The following is a 14,991-nucleotide window of genomic DNA, read 5'->3' as shown; positions in this document are numbered from 1 at the left end:
ACTATGGCCAACCTTGGTGATTTTTTCATTTATACGGCGACGGTTTCGGCGCTGGCTTCGGCCGTACTGTATTACCTCGCCTGGCGGGGAAGAGACCAGTTGGTGTCTCTGGCCCGCAATTTTTTCCGCCTTGGGACCCTCAGTGTGGTGGGGGCGCTGGCAACATTACTATATTTGATTCTGACCCACGATTTCACGGTGGCGTATGTGTACGCCTATTCCTCGCTTGATCTGCCCACGCATTACCTGATCGCCAGCCTCTGGGGCGGGCAGGAGGGAACGTTTCTCCTGTGGCTGTTCTATACCATGATCCTGGGTGTTGTCATGATGCACACGGCTAAGCAATTCGAACGCGGCAACATGTTTTTCCTGAGTTTGTTCGTGCTTTCGTTGCTCATGATCATGATAAAGAAGTCCCCGTTCGAATTGATGCCGGTCTATCGTGAAGACGGCGCCGGGCTCAATCCGCTTCTACAAAATTTCTGGATGACCATTCATCCGCCTATCATGTTCGCCGGATTCTCCGGAGTCGTGTTTCCGTTTACCTTCGCGTTGACTGCTTTAGTAGAACGCAAATACCACATCTGGGCCGAAGCGGCTCGCCGATGGACCATGTTCGCCTGGGTGGCGCTCGGTGTCTCGCTCGTCATGGGTGGTTATTGGGCGTACGAGACACTCGGCTGGGGCGGATTCTGGGCCTGGGACCCAGTGGAGAATTCGTCACTGATCCCCTGGTTGTTTTTGACGACGCAGGTGCATTCGCTGTTCATCAAGAGGCAGCGGCGAGGCATGATGCGGTTTTCGCTGGTGGCGGTTTGCCTGACTTTCTGGTCGGTGTTGTATGGCACATTTCTCACCCGATCGGGCGTGCTGGCCGATTTCTCGGTACACTCGTTTGTCGACCTTGGCATCAACCAGTTTCTGGTGGGCGGCTTGGCATTTTTCATCCTGCTCGGGGCATTCTGGCTGGTGCATCGCTGGAAAGACATCAAGCCGGAGCCATCATACTCCAAGCTCAATTCGCGGTCGTATCTGGTGACACTCGGTATAGTCATTCTGTTTGTGGGTGGGACATTGGTACTGATCGGTACCTCCGCGCCCCTGTTGACCCGATTTGCCGAGAAGCCGTCTAACGTCGGCCTGCCGTATTACTTCGCCACCATGACACCCATTGGAGTCGCTATCCTGCTGCTTATCGCATTGTTTCCGACGTTTCGCTGGAACCAGGGACTGGCCAAACCGCGCCTGTTGGTAATCGGTGCGAGCGTTGCAGTCATCACTATCCTGACACTGCTTATCACTGGTTTCACCCATCAGTTCATCTACCTGGCGCTGTTTGGCGCGGCGGCATGGGCGCTGGTAGTGAATGGTTCCGTGTTCTTCCTCTCGTGGCGAAACAAACATCTTCAGCCGGGATATCTGTCCCATGTAGGTCTCGCGTTGGGGATCGCCAGCGCGGCGCTGGCCAATGGATTTGAAACCAAACAAACCATCGTGCTGCCGCAGGGGCAGCCGGTCTCGGTGATGGGCAGCACGCTAACGTTCGCATCCATGCAGGACACCCCTAAAGGCTTTGATTGTCATGTCGATGTCGCCAACGGCGGCGACAAGTTCGTCGCGATTCTGCACCATGAATTCCCCAAGAACGCCGAAGGGGTGATGAAGAAGCCGCACGTGGAAAATTACCTCGCGTACGACCTGTATCTGGCACCCGTCTCGGTCGAGCAGCCGGAAGTTCAGAACGCCGGTGAGTTCTATCTCAAGAAGGGGGAATCGACCCGGATCGACAAATACGAGTTCACGTTTAATCGCTTTGATATCGGCGGGCAGCACGGCGAAAGCACGATGACCGCAGCGGCGCTGGTGACGGTCACCTATGACGGTACGACCGAACAGGTCGCGCCGACACTTCAGGTGGCTAAGCGAGAGGTGACACCGGTCGAAGCTTCGTTCGATCACGGCAAGGCGGGACTGTTCATCACGGGTGTCAAACCGGAAGACGGGGGCGTGGTTCTTCGGTTAAGCGGCGTGGCGTCGGCCATGGCATCACCCGCAGCGCAGCAGGCCACGCTTGTAGTGGAATTGTCCAAGAAGCCGTTCATTCTCTTTTTCTGGCTGGGTGCGCTGATCGCGTTTTCGGGCGGTCTTTTGTCCATGTATGACCGGCACCGCCGCCGCCAAGCAGTGGAGGTTGAACTTTCTGCCGCCGATGATCAGCCGCGCGAAACCCGCCAGCCGGTCGCCAGCGACGTGGTTTGATCCAACAAAGCCGTTGCGTCCGGTCGAATCAGCACAGAGTCGTTGCCATTTGGATGTCGGCACGGTATCCTTGCTCACCGTACGGGAGTAAGGAATGCAGCGCATCAGAATGGGAAGCCTCAGCGAGCTTCTGCCCGGGAAAGTTATTGAGAAACGGATCCTGGCTAAGCGCGTGGCCGTGTTTAATGAGAACGGAACGCTCTATGGCTTGGAATCGGAATGCAAGCACATGAAAGCGTCGCTGGCCAAAGGGGGAGTCGATCAGGGGATTCTGACCTGCAACTGGCACGGTTGGAAATACGATCTGAGGACCGGCGAGTGCCTGACCCAACCCGGCATGAGACTGAAACGCTATGATATCGAGGTCGAGGGAGACCAGGTCTTCCTCATTCTGAAATGAGCGCGACTCCAACTATGTATCAGCGGGTTCAGGAGTACCTCATCAAGGCGATCCCGCCGCGCCCACCGGTCCTTCGAGCCATGGAACGATATGCCAAAGAAAACGATTTCCCGATCATTGGCCCGGTCGTCGGGCGCGTCCTCTACCAACTGGCCGTGGCCGTCAAGGCCAGACGTGTGTTGGAACTGGGTTCGGGATATGGCTACTCGGCGTACTGGTTTTCGATGGCGATCGGGCCCCGGGGCCGTATTGTCATGACCGACACTGACCCGCAGAATATGCGGCGCGCACTTTCGTACTTCGAACGCGCCCACCTTGAATCTCGATTCGACTATCGGGTAGGTGATGCCCTGGCGACAGTCCGGCGTCTGACCGGACCGTTTGATATTGTTCTCAACGATATCGATAAGCAGGATTACCCTGCCACCATATCCGTCGCCGCCCGCCTGTTGCGCCCCGGCGGCTTGTTCATTACCGACAACATCATTTGGGACGGCCGCGTGCTGTCCGGCCCCTACGATAAGACAACTGCCGCCATTGTTCACTTTACCCGAAAACTGTACCGCAGCAACAAGTTTTTCACGACCATTCTGCCGATCCGTGACGGGGTAGCCGTATCCATCCGGCTGTAACCCGGTTCTGCAGCTGGTTCGACTTGCCTTCCGGGACCCATCGCGGCAAATGAAGGGAACCCGAAGCCGGGTTCGCCGTTATAAATGGTTGGAGCGCCGTTAAGTCGTTTTTGGGTCTTTCCGATAACTGTAATGGGGCGTGTCGCCCCCGAGTAACAGCGACAAAAACATAGATGTTGCGGATGCTGAGCCGGCTGTCTGGACAGGAATCCTGACGAAAAAGGCGACACGACACGAAATTTTTATTGACAAGTGGATGGGTGAAGCATTTTAATAGCGGCTCAGAATCTCAGGCTGTTCCAGTCGCGACCAGCGGAGGTTCGGAGTCTATCAGATGGTGATCCTGTAGCGGGAACAATCACAGTTTCACCCACGAACGAGTAATTGTTGCGGTAATCGACCGCAGCGTTGATGAGCGTGCTCATCGGTTTCTGGAGGATATATGGCTCCCAAGCGGGCGACATTTATGAGCTACGGCGAAGATACCCAGTGCGCCGACATTCGAAAGTTTCTTTTGGATATGGGAGTGTTGTTGGATATCCGCGATCTGGAGAAGAAGCCCCTGACGGAGGACGAGTTGAACAGGATGATCGGCTATATCCACGTAGAACACTTTTTGAATCCTCTTTCCAAGAGCTATCAGAAACACAACCTTGGTGAAAACAATGTCGGCCGCGATGAGATTATCGCGCTGATGGCGAAAGATCACACGCTCATACGCCGGCCAATCATCCGTACCAACCGCCTTCTGACGGTTGGCTGCGACCGCCGGAAGATCTGCGAGATGCTGCAGTTGCCGCTCAACGGCAAGCCGCCGGATGATGAAAAAGAGAACGGTGGAATTCGTCCGGAGGCCATTTCCTCCGGGACCAAGTAGCGGCGCAGTAGCTTTAGTTCTTTGCTTTCACTTCCCTCACAAGTATATTCCGGGCGTTCGACGCATTGGCGCGGTGCACCATGGATATACAACGCGATGTTCTCGAAACCGATATACTCATAGTCGGCGCCGGTCCGGCCGGTCTCGCCGTTGCATATAAGCTGGGACAATTGCTCGCCGCACATCCGGAGACTCCCAAACCGGAAATCCTGTTTATGGAGAAGGGCTCCTATGTTGGCGCTCATGCCCTGTCCGGCGCCGTGCTGGACCCGCGCGGTATTGCCGAACTGATTCCGGACTTTGCCGCACAAGGGGCGCCGCTGGAAGCAGCGGTGACAGCCGATTCCCTGTACTATCTCTCGGAATCAGGAGCGCTCAAGTTCCCGTTTACACCTCCGTCGCTGTCGAATCACGGCAATTACATTATCTCGCTCAACAAATTCACCGGCTGGCTGGCCAAACAGGTCGAGTCGGTTGGCGTCGACATCTACACCGGCATGGCCGGATACGATCTGCTGGTCGAGGATGGTCGTGTGGCGGGCGTGCAAACCGTCGATATGGGACTGGACAAAGACGGTACGCCGAAATCGAATTTCGAGCCGGGTTCGATCATCAAAGCCAAGGTGACGGTGTTGTGCGAAGGGGTCCATGGCTCACTCACCCGGCACGCGTTCGAAAAGGTTCCGGAACTTCTGAAAGACCGTGAGCCCCAGTCGTACCTCACCGGTGTCAAAGAAATCTGGGAAGTGCCGTCCGGGCGAATAAAGACAGGGACTGTGATCCACACCATGGGTTGGCCACAGCCATCGCATGAATACGGCGGCGGCTGGGTGTACGGTATGACTGACACGCTGGTATCAGTGGGATATTGCGTCGGTTTGAACTCCCCCGATCCTACCAACGACCCTCACATGAAATTTCAGCGTTACAAAACGCACAAGCTGTTACGGAGAATCCTCGACGGCGGCACGATGTTGCACTACGGAGCCAAGACGATCCCCGATGCCGGTTACTATTCGATGCCGAAACTGTATCACGATGGTCTGCTCCTGTGCGGTGACTCGGCCGGCTTTCTCAATCCCGCCCGATTGAAAGGGGTGCACCTGGCGATCAAGTCCGGCATCATGGCTGCGGAGACACTCTTAGATGCGGTCAAGGCACAGGATTTCTCGGCCACCGTGCTTAAAGGATACGCTGATCGGTTCGGGCAAAGTTGGGCTAGGTCCGAATTGTGGGGGACCCGTAATTTCCACGCCGGATTTTCCGGCGGGCTTATTGGCGGGATGTTCCACGGAGCCATGCAGATTGTCACCGGAGGGCGCGGGCTGTTCGATCATCGAAAACATGATCGCGACCATACCTACATGTTGAAAACGACAGACTACCGAAAGCGATTCGGACGCGAGCCGGTGAAAGAGAGTGTCAAGTTCGACGGCAGTCTGACTTTCGACAAGGTCACCGATGTGTACAAATCGGGCACGATGCACGAAGAACATCAACCGTCGCATCTGGTGATTGCCGACTACGACATATGCAACAATCGTTGCACAGAAGAATACGGCAACCCGTGTCAGCATTTTTGTCCGGCCAGCGTGTACAATATGGAAGATGACCCGACGCGACCCGGGAGGAAGAAGCTGCAGCTGACGCCGTCGAACTGCGTGCACTGCAAGACCTGTGACATTGCCGACCCGTACCAAGTGATCCGCTGGGTAACGCCTCAGGGGGGCGAGGGGCCGAACTACGCGAATCTCTGATCCGCGCCCCGCTCAGCCGGTATCGTAATCCATTCGCAACAGAATCTCACCTCGCTTCTTGCGAACCTTTCGAGTGGTGAAACGTACTTGATAGGTACGAGGAGAGTTGATTCATGCTGACGAAAATCGTGGCGGTGCAGGCCCGCATGGGTCGACGTCTGACTCTTGAAGAAAAAATGCACATCTTCAAGCAGCGCCCGGATTTTGTCTGCCTGCCGGAATACTGGCTTATCGATGAGACGGTCGAGGACTTTCATCGAGCGGCGTTGCATGCCTCGGAATACCGCGACTATCTTTGCCGCTTGTCCGACGAACTTACCGCGTGTCTCGTTGGCGGCACAATCGTCGAGGCCGAGGGGGACTGCCTCTACAACACCGGCTATGTGATCGACCGGGGCACGATTCTCGGCAAGTATCGAAAGCGCTTTCCGGTGCCGGGGGAACAGGCGAAAGGGATTCAATCTGGCACAGAGAATCTGGTCCTTAATATCGATGGCATCAACATCGCAATGCTAATCTGCGGTGACGTGTTTCATCCGCAGGTGTGGAGTGAATTACGGGCGCTCAGTGCAGACCTTGTGATGGTGCCGACCACTTCGCCATTCCGGCCCGATGACTCCCTGTCGCAAAAGAAGCACCGCGATCAGCTCTATTTCGTATCCGGGGCAGAGCAGGCGGGAGCGTATATTATCAAAAGTTGCGCAGTCGGAACCATTTTTGGTCATCTGTTACAAGGACGCTCGCTGGTAGCAGCGCCGTGGGGAATCCTGTCGCGGGTAGATTTCGGCGATGAAGGTTCGCGCCGCATGTTGACTCTTACGCTGGATATCGCCGAGCTTCGCGAGTTTCGCCGGAAGTACCGGCGTGTCGAACAGACTGAAACGGCCCAAACCGGGTCCACGGATGCATAGCTTGGACGAACCTGTGCCATGGAGACAAATAGTGTGAAGGGCAACGCCGTATGATGACAGTTCTGGGCTCGCTTGGCGTGTTCCTGCTGCTTCTGGCTTTCGTGCTGAACTTGATACGCAAGCTGTCCGAGTCCGATCCGCGTTACCTGATGATGAACGCCTGCGGTGCGGCTGCAGCCGCCTGGTACGCGGCGGCGAGCGGCAGTTGGCCGTTCGTGGTTCTTGAAAGCGTGTGGGCCGCGGCGGCCATTGTGCGCCTCGGTGGGGTAATCAAAAAGGGCTCCCGCTGAGCGCGGAAGCCCCGAAAGCCAAGTTTTTCCCCGGCGGTGATTACATCGGCTCGCCGCTGCGTCGCAGTCTCTCCAGATTGTTGTCGATCTTGGAGCTCTTCATCAGTCCTTCGAACCACGAATTATACATGGTCTGCTGTTTGCTCATCTTGACGGCGGAGAGTACGGAATCCCGTTTCTCTGCAAACTTGTTCAAGTCGGCCGTTTGCCGTTCGAGAAGTTTGAATACGACAGCACCGTTGTCGTAACCGATCGGCTCGGACATCTGTCCAGCTGTTTGCAGCGCGAACGCAGAGCCAATCGCCGTGGCATCGCGACCGACCTCTCCTACATAACTGGCCCGCGTGATCCAATCGGATTCGACATATTCCGCCCCATGCACCTTCGCGACAGTCCCCCAGGGAGTACCGCCGCGCAACCCGGCGTATATAACTTTCAGCGTGTCGAGACACTGTGTGGCGACCCATTGGCGGAACGCATCCAGTTTGATGCGGCTCTTGACTTCGTCGTAGGTCGCCGGTCCGGCCGGAAGGCGCTCATCCACCTGGAGCACGAATACCGACGAATTGTTTTCCATCACTTCGGAAACGGTCTTTGGCTCGTGCGAAAAGACGAAATCACTCGCCGGTTGATCAAAGCCCAGGTCTGGTATGGAGCCACCCTTCGGGAACGGCACCGTTTTCTTGACCTTCAACCCTTCCTGCTCGACTGCCTTGTCGAAGCCTATCTCTTTGGTTGCGGTCACAATCGCCTGCATCTTCTGGTATGCCGCATCAAGCGTCCCCTGTGAGACCTCGATCTTGATAAGTATGTGCGATGCTTTCGCTTTTCTGACTTTCTCCGGCTTGGCCTTGCCGGGCGGTGTCTCTTCTTCTTCCGTGTAACCATGATGCTTGACAATATGCCAGCCGAACTGCGTACGGAACGGCTGCGACAGGTCTCCGTCTTTCATAGTGAACACGACGCGATCGAACTCGGGGATCATTTGCCCTGGCGCAAACGAACCAAGGTCCCCACCTGCTGCCGCTGAACCATCCTGCGAGTAGGTACGGGCCAGCTCGGCGAAATCGGCACCGGCCGCTGCCGAATCGTAAAGCGCCTTGATTGTGTTGTAGGCCTCGGCTGAGTCGGCGGCACTGGGCTGTTTCTCCACCAGCGCGAAGGACACCACGGCCCGGTCGTCAAGCTTGTACTGATCCTTGTGCGCATCGTAAAACGCTTTCAGTTCGTCTTCGCTCGCGTTGTGACTGGCAGTCGTGAACCGATTGTACGGCACGTTGATGTAGCCGACCTTGATCTTCTCGTTCGCGGCCACGTATGCATCCTTCAGTTCATCCTCGCTGACCTCCACCGCCTGAATGACCATCTCCTGCATCTTCATCTTCTGCATGTCCGCATGCACCATCGGCTCGATCTGCGACCAGAACGAAGAGGCCTGCGGGTCTGCCATGGCGTTCACGTACTTTTGGTAGTCAAACTGGCCGTTGGTCTGAAACGCCGGCATGGACTGCAGATATTGAGGGGGAGACATGCGTAGGAACGAATACAGTTCCTGGTCGGTCACCACGATGTTGTACTTCGCCGCTTCCTGAGCGAGCAGGCGATCGTAAACCAACTGCTGCCACGCGGACTGCTCAAGTTCGCGCAGACGCGAATCCGTGACCTCGCCGCCCGAACGCTGCGTCTCCTGCTGTACCAGATTGTTGTAGACACGATTGTACGTCTCCAGCAGAATCTCTTCGCCGTTTATCGTGCCGGCGATGTTCTTGACGGCAAACTGCTGTCGTCCGGTAAATTCGAGACCCCATTGGAGGATGATCATGGCCACGAAAAACACCAGGACAATAATGATGATCGGGAAGATCATCTTGCGTAAGGTTTCAAACATGCGGCGGGACTCCTATCTGCACGAATACTCTTTCACTGCTGCATTGTACCCACAGCGGCCAGTCGGGTCGCCAAGCCGCTAAATATAACCAAGTCACCGGCTTCCGCAAGGCCCTGCCAGTCGTCGACTTCGAAAAAATGCTGTCTTTTCGCTTCGCCTGACAGTACTTTCGGTACAACTACCGATGGACCTGCAACGACGAACAACCATGAACCAATTATCGACCGTTATCAACCGCTGCTTAGTACTCCTAATGCTATCTTCGGCAATCAGTTATGCTGTGCCACCGCGCTGGCCCCTGAAAGGACAGATCGATCTCTCTTCCGGCTTCGGAGATTTCCGGCGGAGCCGCTTTCATGCCGGACTCGACCTCCGAACCGGGGGTGTCTCGGGGAAACCGGTATTCGCGCCGGTAAGCGGGTGGATCCTGCGCATAAAAATGTCCTATACCGGCTACGGCAAGGGGCTGTACCTCCAGGGGGACGATGGCTCCCTCTATGTCTTTGGCCACCTGTCACGGTTCGTCGATCTCCTCGACTCCCGCGTCAAAGCCATGCAACTGGCGCAGCGACGCTACTACGTCGATTGGAATCTCCCGGCTGATTCCGTCCGGGTTAAGGCCGGAGAACTGCTGGCCTATTCAGGCCAGACAGGCGCCGGTGCACCACACCTGCATTTCGAAAAACGTTCGGGCGGTAACGTCCCGGTCAACCCGCTTACACATGGGTTCGAGCTCAAGGACAAAGTGAGGCCGGTCTTCAGCCGGGTGGGGGTACAACTAATGGATGACCGCTCGTTGTTCGACGACGGCAGCCGGCGTGTGTTCCTCGACCTAGTCCCCTCCAAGTCAAATACCTATGTCCTCAAGACGCCGCTCCTTCTCAACGCACCATTTGGGATTCTTATCGATGGATTCGACCTGATGCGACGTGACGGCTTGAAACAGGCGATCTATCGCCTGGCGCTGTATGTCGATGGCGCCAAGTACTACGAGGTTGTGCTGGACACGCTGGATTTTTCCGACGGCAAGGCGGCTGACTTTGTCTACGACTATGTGTCGGCGGTCGATGGAGAACCGCGCGTACGAAGTCTCTTCTGGCGGGCCGGTGATTCCTTCAAAGGCGTGACTGCTGATTCGGTCACGAAGGGTATTTTTGGACGGGATGGTCACGCGACTGTCGGAAAACACCAGGTGCGCATTGTCGGGACCGATGTTTCCGACAACAGCACCGAAGTCCGCTTTGAATTCCTCTGGGGTCCCCCCGATTTTGTGTATCGGACTGACTCCAGTGTCGTCATCAACGATACCACCATGCATTTCTTTCTGTCACCGGCCGTCGATCCGACCCCGCTACAGTTCGATTCAGTGGTCGTGTTTGTCGGCAAGCAGGGCAGGTGGGGTCGTCCGCCAACCGCCTGGGTACACCGTTCTGAAGGCGACCGTTTGAAAGTCGTGGTCAACGGCCGTTACATCGATCGCGTAGTCCTCCGGCTTGAGCTGTATCCGCGCCTCGGCGGGCATTTTGGCGATATTGTCTTTTGCGGTTTGCGTGAGACCGGGGTGACCAAGTACAGCGTTCATCACCAGGTGCTCGATGACGGCCTGCTTGTCTGGACGGAACATCTTCGCCCCAACCCGGGACCTTCTCAGGTTGAGTTATATTACCAGGGGAAGCTGCTCGGGATTCAGCGGGCGAAGCGATTCACGAACCAGATGCGACACCTGTTTTTTGTCGCGCCAAAACCGGAATACCGACGGATCGACAGCCTGGTCGTACGGATGGGACAAGACACCATGCAGAGTTACGGGATGGCGCAGAGAGTAGATGTCCGACTTGTCGGTCTGGATGACCGGCAGGAGATCACCGTTGACAGCCTGTTTGTTTTGCATTGTGGCCGGGACGCATTCTATGAACCGCAGTTCATCGAACTCAAGAAAAGCCCGATTGTCACCAAAGGCACCATGAACCTGAACTCCGATGCCTATATTATTTCACCGCCCGATTTCCCGCTCAGGCAAAACCTCTCGTTGAGTTACCGCATGCTGATCCCCAACGAGTCCAACTCGAAATCGGGGTTGTGTCGACTCGATGATTCCGGCAACACCTGGCTCTGGCAAGGGGGCATGGAAAAAGACTCGCTCTTGCACGCCTCAGCGGATCGCTGCGGCACCTACGCTGCGGTGTTCGACTTTGATGCGCCCACGATGAAGAATCTGAATGTCACCGACGGCCAATTGCTTCGGGACCGCATGCCGTTGGTCCGTTTCACCCTGTGGGACAGCCTGTCCGGTATCGAGGATGACCGCAGCATCGTGCTCAAGATCGACGGCAAGTGGGTCATCCCGGAATATGATCCCGAGGCCGAGATCTGCCAGACCCAACCTGTGGAACCGCTCGCCGATGGCGAACATCATCTGAGCATCGAAGTGAAAGACCGGGTCGGCAACGAAGCGCACCGGTATCTCAAATTCCGGGTTGCCGCGCCGGCGCCGTCAGCCCAAGGGAAAAAGTGAGGGGCAGGGACAATGTTTTTCCCCATTCGCGACGACAACCCCACGGTCCGCAAACCGATTCTGACCGTGGCCATCATGGCTGCAAACGTTGCGGTGTTTCTGTATTCCATATCACTGGGCGCGCGTGGTTTTCAGCAGCTCACGCTCGCTTACGGCTACACACCGGATTACTTTCTGAATCTTCAGGGCGAGTATATCGTGCCGACCTCGGTGTATCTCACGCCGCTGACATCGATGTTCATGCATGGTGGCTGGATGCATCTGATCGGCAACATGTTGTTTCTGTGGATATTCGGCAACAACATCGAGGATTACTTCGGCCCGATCAAATTCCTGTTTTTCTATATTCTGTCCGGACTCGCGGCCATCGCTCTCTATAGCGCTTTTGATCCAACTTCGCAGGTGCCGCTGGTGGGGGCGTCAGGGGCGATAGCCGGGGTGATGGGGGCGTACATCGTACTTCACCCGCGAGCGGAGATAACCTGCCTGATTGTCTTTTTCTTCATCCAATTCGTGACGCTGCCCGCCAAAGTGGTGCTGGGAATCTGGTTTGCGATCCAGGTGGTGATGGCCATGATCGGTAGTTCTTCCGGAGGCGGCGTAGCCTGGCTGGCTCATGTGGGAGGGTTCATATTCGGTTGGCTTGTGCTGAAAGCGTTTGTCAAGATTCGCGGCGGCGGCAATATCGGCGGCCGCCAGCGGATTTACAGGATGCAGTGGTGACAATTACGAATGTCAAATGTGATTGACATCTTGCCATACTTACCCTGACCTTTGTCCCATGACTGATCTGCAACTGCTCAGACACACGGTAGCCACGCTGGCCTACCGGGCCGCCAAGACAATGCGTGGCGCGTCGGATTCATTTGCTTCGTTCAAACCCGGGCTGACATCCAATACACCTCTCCAGATCGTGGCGCATTTGGGAGACCTGTTCGATTGGGCGCTCACACTGCTTGAAGGGGAGTCGAAATGGAATACCGCCGCGCCTCAGAACTGGCAATCCGAATGCGAACGGTTCTTTGCGGCGCTGAAACGATTCGATGATGCTCTAGCGTCGGGAAAACCGATTCGGGGAGAATTGACGAAGGTTTTTCAGGGGCCTATTGCCGATGCTCTCACCCACACTGGGCAGCTTGCCATGCTTCGTCGACTCCACGGTTCCCCCATGAAAGGGGAGAGCTACTCCCGCGCAGACATCGTGATAGGCCGCGTCGGATCCGACCAGACTCCGGCGAATCCGAAATACGAGTTCGATTGACCGCCGCGGGTGGGAGGACGGTCCCCCCGTATTCGGCGGGTCGAGCGCAGACGAGACGAGTACACCGGGTCAGCCGGTTCTCGTCTTTGCTCGAACCGACGGTGGTATAGCTCCATTGTTTTCGTCGCGTCGAGCGCAGACGAGACGCGCCGTGGTCCGGTTCTCGTCTTCGCTCGAACCGATTCTTATTTCGCAGCGATTACATGGCGCTTGAGTGCGCCGGTCATGAGAAGGCAAGAATCAGCACGCGGATCCCCACCAGCCCCAGCGCAATCGCCAGACCCCGAAGTATCCAGACCCCCCGTACCCTGTTCGACAGTCGCGCGCCAAGCTGCGCGCCAATAACTACGCCTACCGCCAACGCTGCCGTCGGCTTGATGACCGAAAGCAGATCCCCGTTCGCCAGATGGACCGCCGAGCCGGCCAACGCCATGATTGCCAGGATGAAATGCGAAGTCGCAGTGGCGATATGCACCGGAAAATCCAGCAGTTGCACAAGGGCCGGTACGTGGATGATCCCCCCGCCGATCCCAAGCAGGCTGGAAAGAAATCCCACGAACAGACTCAGCACAACACCAGTGATTGGATTGAAACTGTATGCGTGAGTCGTGCCATCGGCCTCGACCAGATTCCCTATCGTCCTACCGGGTTTGTGTTCGCGATGCTTGCCGCCGTTGCCAAAGGGGCGGACATATAAGTAGAACGCAATGACCACCAGAACAACTCCCAGGACACCATCGAAGAGACGCCGAGGAAACAACTCCGTTGAGAATGCTCCCAGCACGGCGCCGGGAATAGTGGCGGCGGCGAAAAGCAGACCGGAGCGATAATCGATCCTCTTCATCCGAGCATAGGCCGCACTGCCGGAGAAGGCGTTGAAGAAGACGACAGCCAAAGAAATCGCGGTTATGGTCTCCGGACTCTGGTGTGGATATAGCAGGAGAAGCAACGGCACCAGCACAAACCCGCCGCCGGCGCCGATCAGCGTGCCATAAGCGCCCACCACGAATCCTAGAGGAATCAGCCAGAGAATCTGCATGTCAATTGCAGGATCGCACTGGGAGAGCAACTGAAATGCGATTCAGTTCAAGATGCTCGCACTGGTCTACTGCCTGGACAGACATGCTGGGCAAGTACATGTTTTGTACCGTGCAACATGATGCATCAGTCCGTGAATGACTTTACCCTTTCGTTGAAAGCGAGGGATTAACTGATCAAGCAAGGCAGCGTCCGCGCGCTCGTAACGTCTGAAGATCGCGTAGGATACCAAGTCAGCCACTTGTATCAACCTCGTTGTCTTGGAGTTCGCGAAAGTCGGGGCATCAGCGAAGTTCTTAACCCTTCCGAACTTGGTTTTGCCGGCCTGTCTATATTCAAGCAAAAGCGTATCTAAGTGGCCTTAATACTTTGCTGAATCCAAGATCATTAGACCTCGATTCTTATGGTCTCTCTCCGAATTAAGATTTGACTGATCAATAAATTCGTCAAAATGCCCACAGATTTCGTGAAAGGCTTTCTCGACAGGGTTTTCAGCCTGAAACGACTGTTTGTGCACTGCCACTCCAAACAAACTCAGCCCTCTGGGGCCTACTGAGTTCAATGCAGAACACAAATCTAACAGAATTTCCTTGCGGGCTTCAAACGAAAGGGATCTCCAAGGTTCATCACTATGATTGTGAATTTTCGCTGCGTGGAACTCTATTGACTCGGTTGCTGCAGGAAACCACTTTTCTTGTATCTTATCGACGGCTTGACTCAGGAAGTAGGCATTGTTCTCGTAGACAGCTACAGCCCCCAAGACGAAATATTGCTCGTTTTGATTAGTTGGCTCGCCGGATTCGTCTACGTACAGGAGATACAAACTGTCCCCGCTCAAGTGAAAAAGAAAGAGAACCTGGTGGGCGTAAGCCCAACGAACCGCGCGAACGCAGCCCTCCAAGTTCTAAATATTATTATCGGTTTCAATTAACAAAAGTTCCACAATTCTGTCAAGTCAAAGGTACATTTTTCTGTAAGTTCAACGGAAACATACACTATCCTGATATGCCACAGGGCTTCAAGCGAGCCGTCAAAGACCTTGACGGCTTTCGTGCAACGTACCTATATTGCGCTTGTGAAAAATGTAACACGCGACGCCATCGGTTCAGCCAGATTCGCTAAGACTACTCACCGGAGTTCTGGCGCTGGTCCGATGGATCATA

12 protein-coding genes and 1 pseudogene are annotated in these 14,991 nt (G+C 55.7%); 10 read left to right on the top strand and 3 right to left on the bottom strand.

The genetic code is table 11. The features are described from left to right. Nucleotides 1–3 precede the first annotated feature (3 nt). From ccsA to AB1644_13275, 7 genes are all read left to right on the top strand, one after another. Nucleotides 4–2,259, top strand: coding sequence for a cytochrome c biogenesis protein CcsA (ccsA, locus tag AB1644_13305; GenBank protein ID MEW6052024.1), 2,256 nt, complete (start codon nucleotides 4–6; stop codon nucleotides 2,257–2,259). Between the two features lie 94 nt (nucleotides 2,260–2,353). Then, the gene (locus tag AB1644_13300; protein MEW6052023.1) at nucleotides 2,354–2,659 is read left to right on the top strand and encodes a Rieske (2Fe-2S) protein; all 306 of its coding nucleotides are present in this window, start codon (nucleotides 2,354–2,356) and stop codon (nucleotides 2,657–2,659) included. 14 nt (nucleotides 2,660–2,673) lie between these two features. Then, nucleotides 2,674–3,291 carry an O-methyltransferase gene (locus AB1644_13295; protein MEW6052022.1) on the top strand — a complete coding sequence of 206 codons (618 nt, stop codon included), beginning with the start codon at nucleotides 2,674–2,676 and terminating at the stop codon, nucleotides 3,289–3,291. A gap of 442 nt (nucleotides 3,292–3,733) precedes the next feature. After that, nucleotides 3,734–4,168 (top strand): ArsC/Spx/MgsR family protein, encoded by a 435-nt coding sequence (locus tag AB1644_13290; protein MEW6052021.1) that lies wholly within the window; start codon nucleotides 3,734–3,736, stop codon nucleotides 4,166–4,168. A gap of 80 nt (nucleotides 4,169–4,248) precedes the next feature. Further along, nucleotides 4,249–5,925 carry an electron transfer flavoprotein-ubiquinone oxidoreductase gene (locus tag AB1644_13285; GenBank protein ID MEW6052020.1) on the top strand — a complete coding sequence of 559 codons (1,677 nt, stop codon included), beginning with the start codon at nucleotides 4,249–4,251 and terminating at the stop codon, nucleotides 5,923–5,925. A 113-nt stretch (nucleotides 5,926–6,038) separates the two neighbouring features. Then, a complete protein-coding gene (locus tag AB1644_13280; GenBank protein ID MEW6052019.1) occupies nucleotides 6,039–6,836 on the top strand; it encodes a carbon-nitrogen hydrolase family protein in 798 nt (265 codons plus the stop codon). A 50-nt stretch (nucleotides 6,837–6,886) separates the two neighbouring features. Continuing rightward, nucleotides 6,887–7,126: a hypothetical protein gene (locus AB1644_13275; protein MEW6052018.1), complete on the top strand. Its 240-nt coding sequence runs from the start codon at nucleotides 6,887–6,889 to the stop codon at nucleotides 7,124–7,126. Nucleotides 7,127–7,166: 40 nt separating this feature from the next. Here the strand turns inward: AB1644_13275 and AB1644_13270 are convergent, their stop codons facing one another. Next, nucleotides 7,167–9,014, bottom strand: a complete 1,848-nt coding sequence (locus AB1644_13270; GenBank protein MEW6052017.1) for a peptidylprolyl isomerase — start codon at nucleotides 9,012–9,014, stop codon at nucleotides 7,167–7,169. A 253-nt stretch (nucleotides 9,015–9,267) separates the two neighbouring features. Between AB1644_13270 and AB1644_13265 the strand changes: the two genes are divergently transcribed. From AB1644_13265 to AB1644_13255, 3 genes are read left to right on the top strand one after another with little or no spacing between them, the layout of a single operon-like run. After that, nucleotides 9,268–11,529 carry a hypothetical protein gene (locus AB1644_13265; GenBank protein MEW6052016.1) on the top strand — a complete coding sequence of 754 codons (2,262 nt, stop codon included), beginning with the start codon at nucleotides 9,268–9,270 and terminating at the stop codon, nucleotides 11,527–11,529. Nucleotides 11,530–11,541: 12 nt separating this feature from the next. Continuing rightward, complete coding sequence (locus AB1644_13260) at nucleotides 11,542–12,252, top strand: rhomboid family intramembrane serine protease (GenBank protein MEW6052015.1); 711 nt, start codon at nucleotides 11,542–11,544, stop codon at nucleotides 12,250–12,252. Between the two features lie 58 nt (nucleotides 12,253–12,310). Continuing rightward, complete coding sequence (locus AB1644_13255; protein MEW6052014.1) at nucleotides 12,311–12,790, top strand: hypothetical protein; 480 nt, start codon at nucleotides 12,311–12,313, stop codon at nucleotides 12,788–12,790. Nucleotides 12,791–13,013: 223 nt separating this feature from the next. Here AB1644_13255 and AB1644_13250 read toward each other — a convergent pair whose 3' ends face one another. Together AB1644_13250 and AB1644_13245 are read right to left on the bottom strand one after the other, a co-directional pair. Further along, nucleotides 13,014–13,829, bottom strand: coding sequence for a sulfite exporter TauE/SafE family protein (locus AB1644_13250; protein MEW6052013.1), 816 nt, complete (start codon nucleotides 13,827–13,829; stop codon nucleotides 13,014–13,016). 66 nt (nucleotides 13,830–13,895) lie between these two features. Continuing rightward, nucleotides 13,896–14,651 (bottom strand): annotated as a pseudogene (locus tag AB1644_13245) (DUF3800 domain-containing protein). Between the last annotated feature and the right edge of the window lie 340 nt (nucleotides 14,652–14,991).

The sequence above is a fragment of the Candidatus Zixiibacteriota bacterium genome (genome assembly GCA_040753875.1).
Taxonomy (GTDB): Bacteria; Zixibacteria; MSB-5A5; order GN15; family FEB-12; genus DATKJY01.
This window is presented reverse-complemented; position numbering and strand designations above follow the sequence as displayed.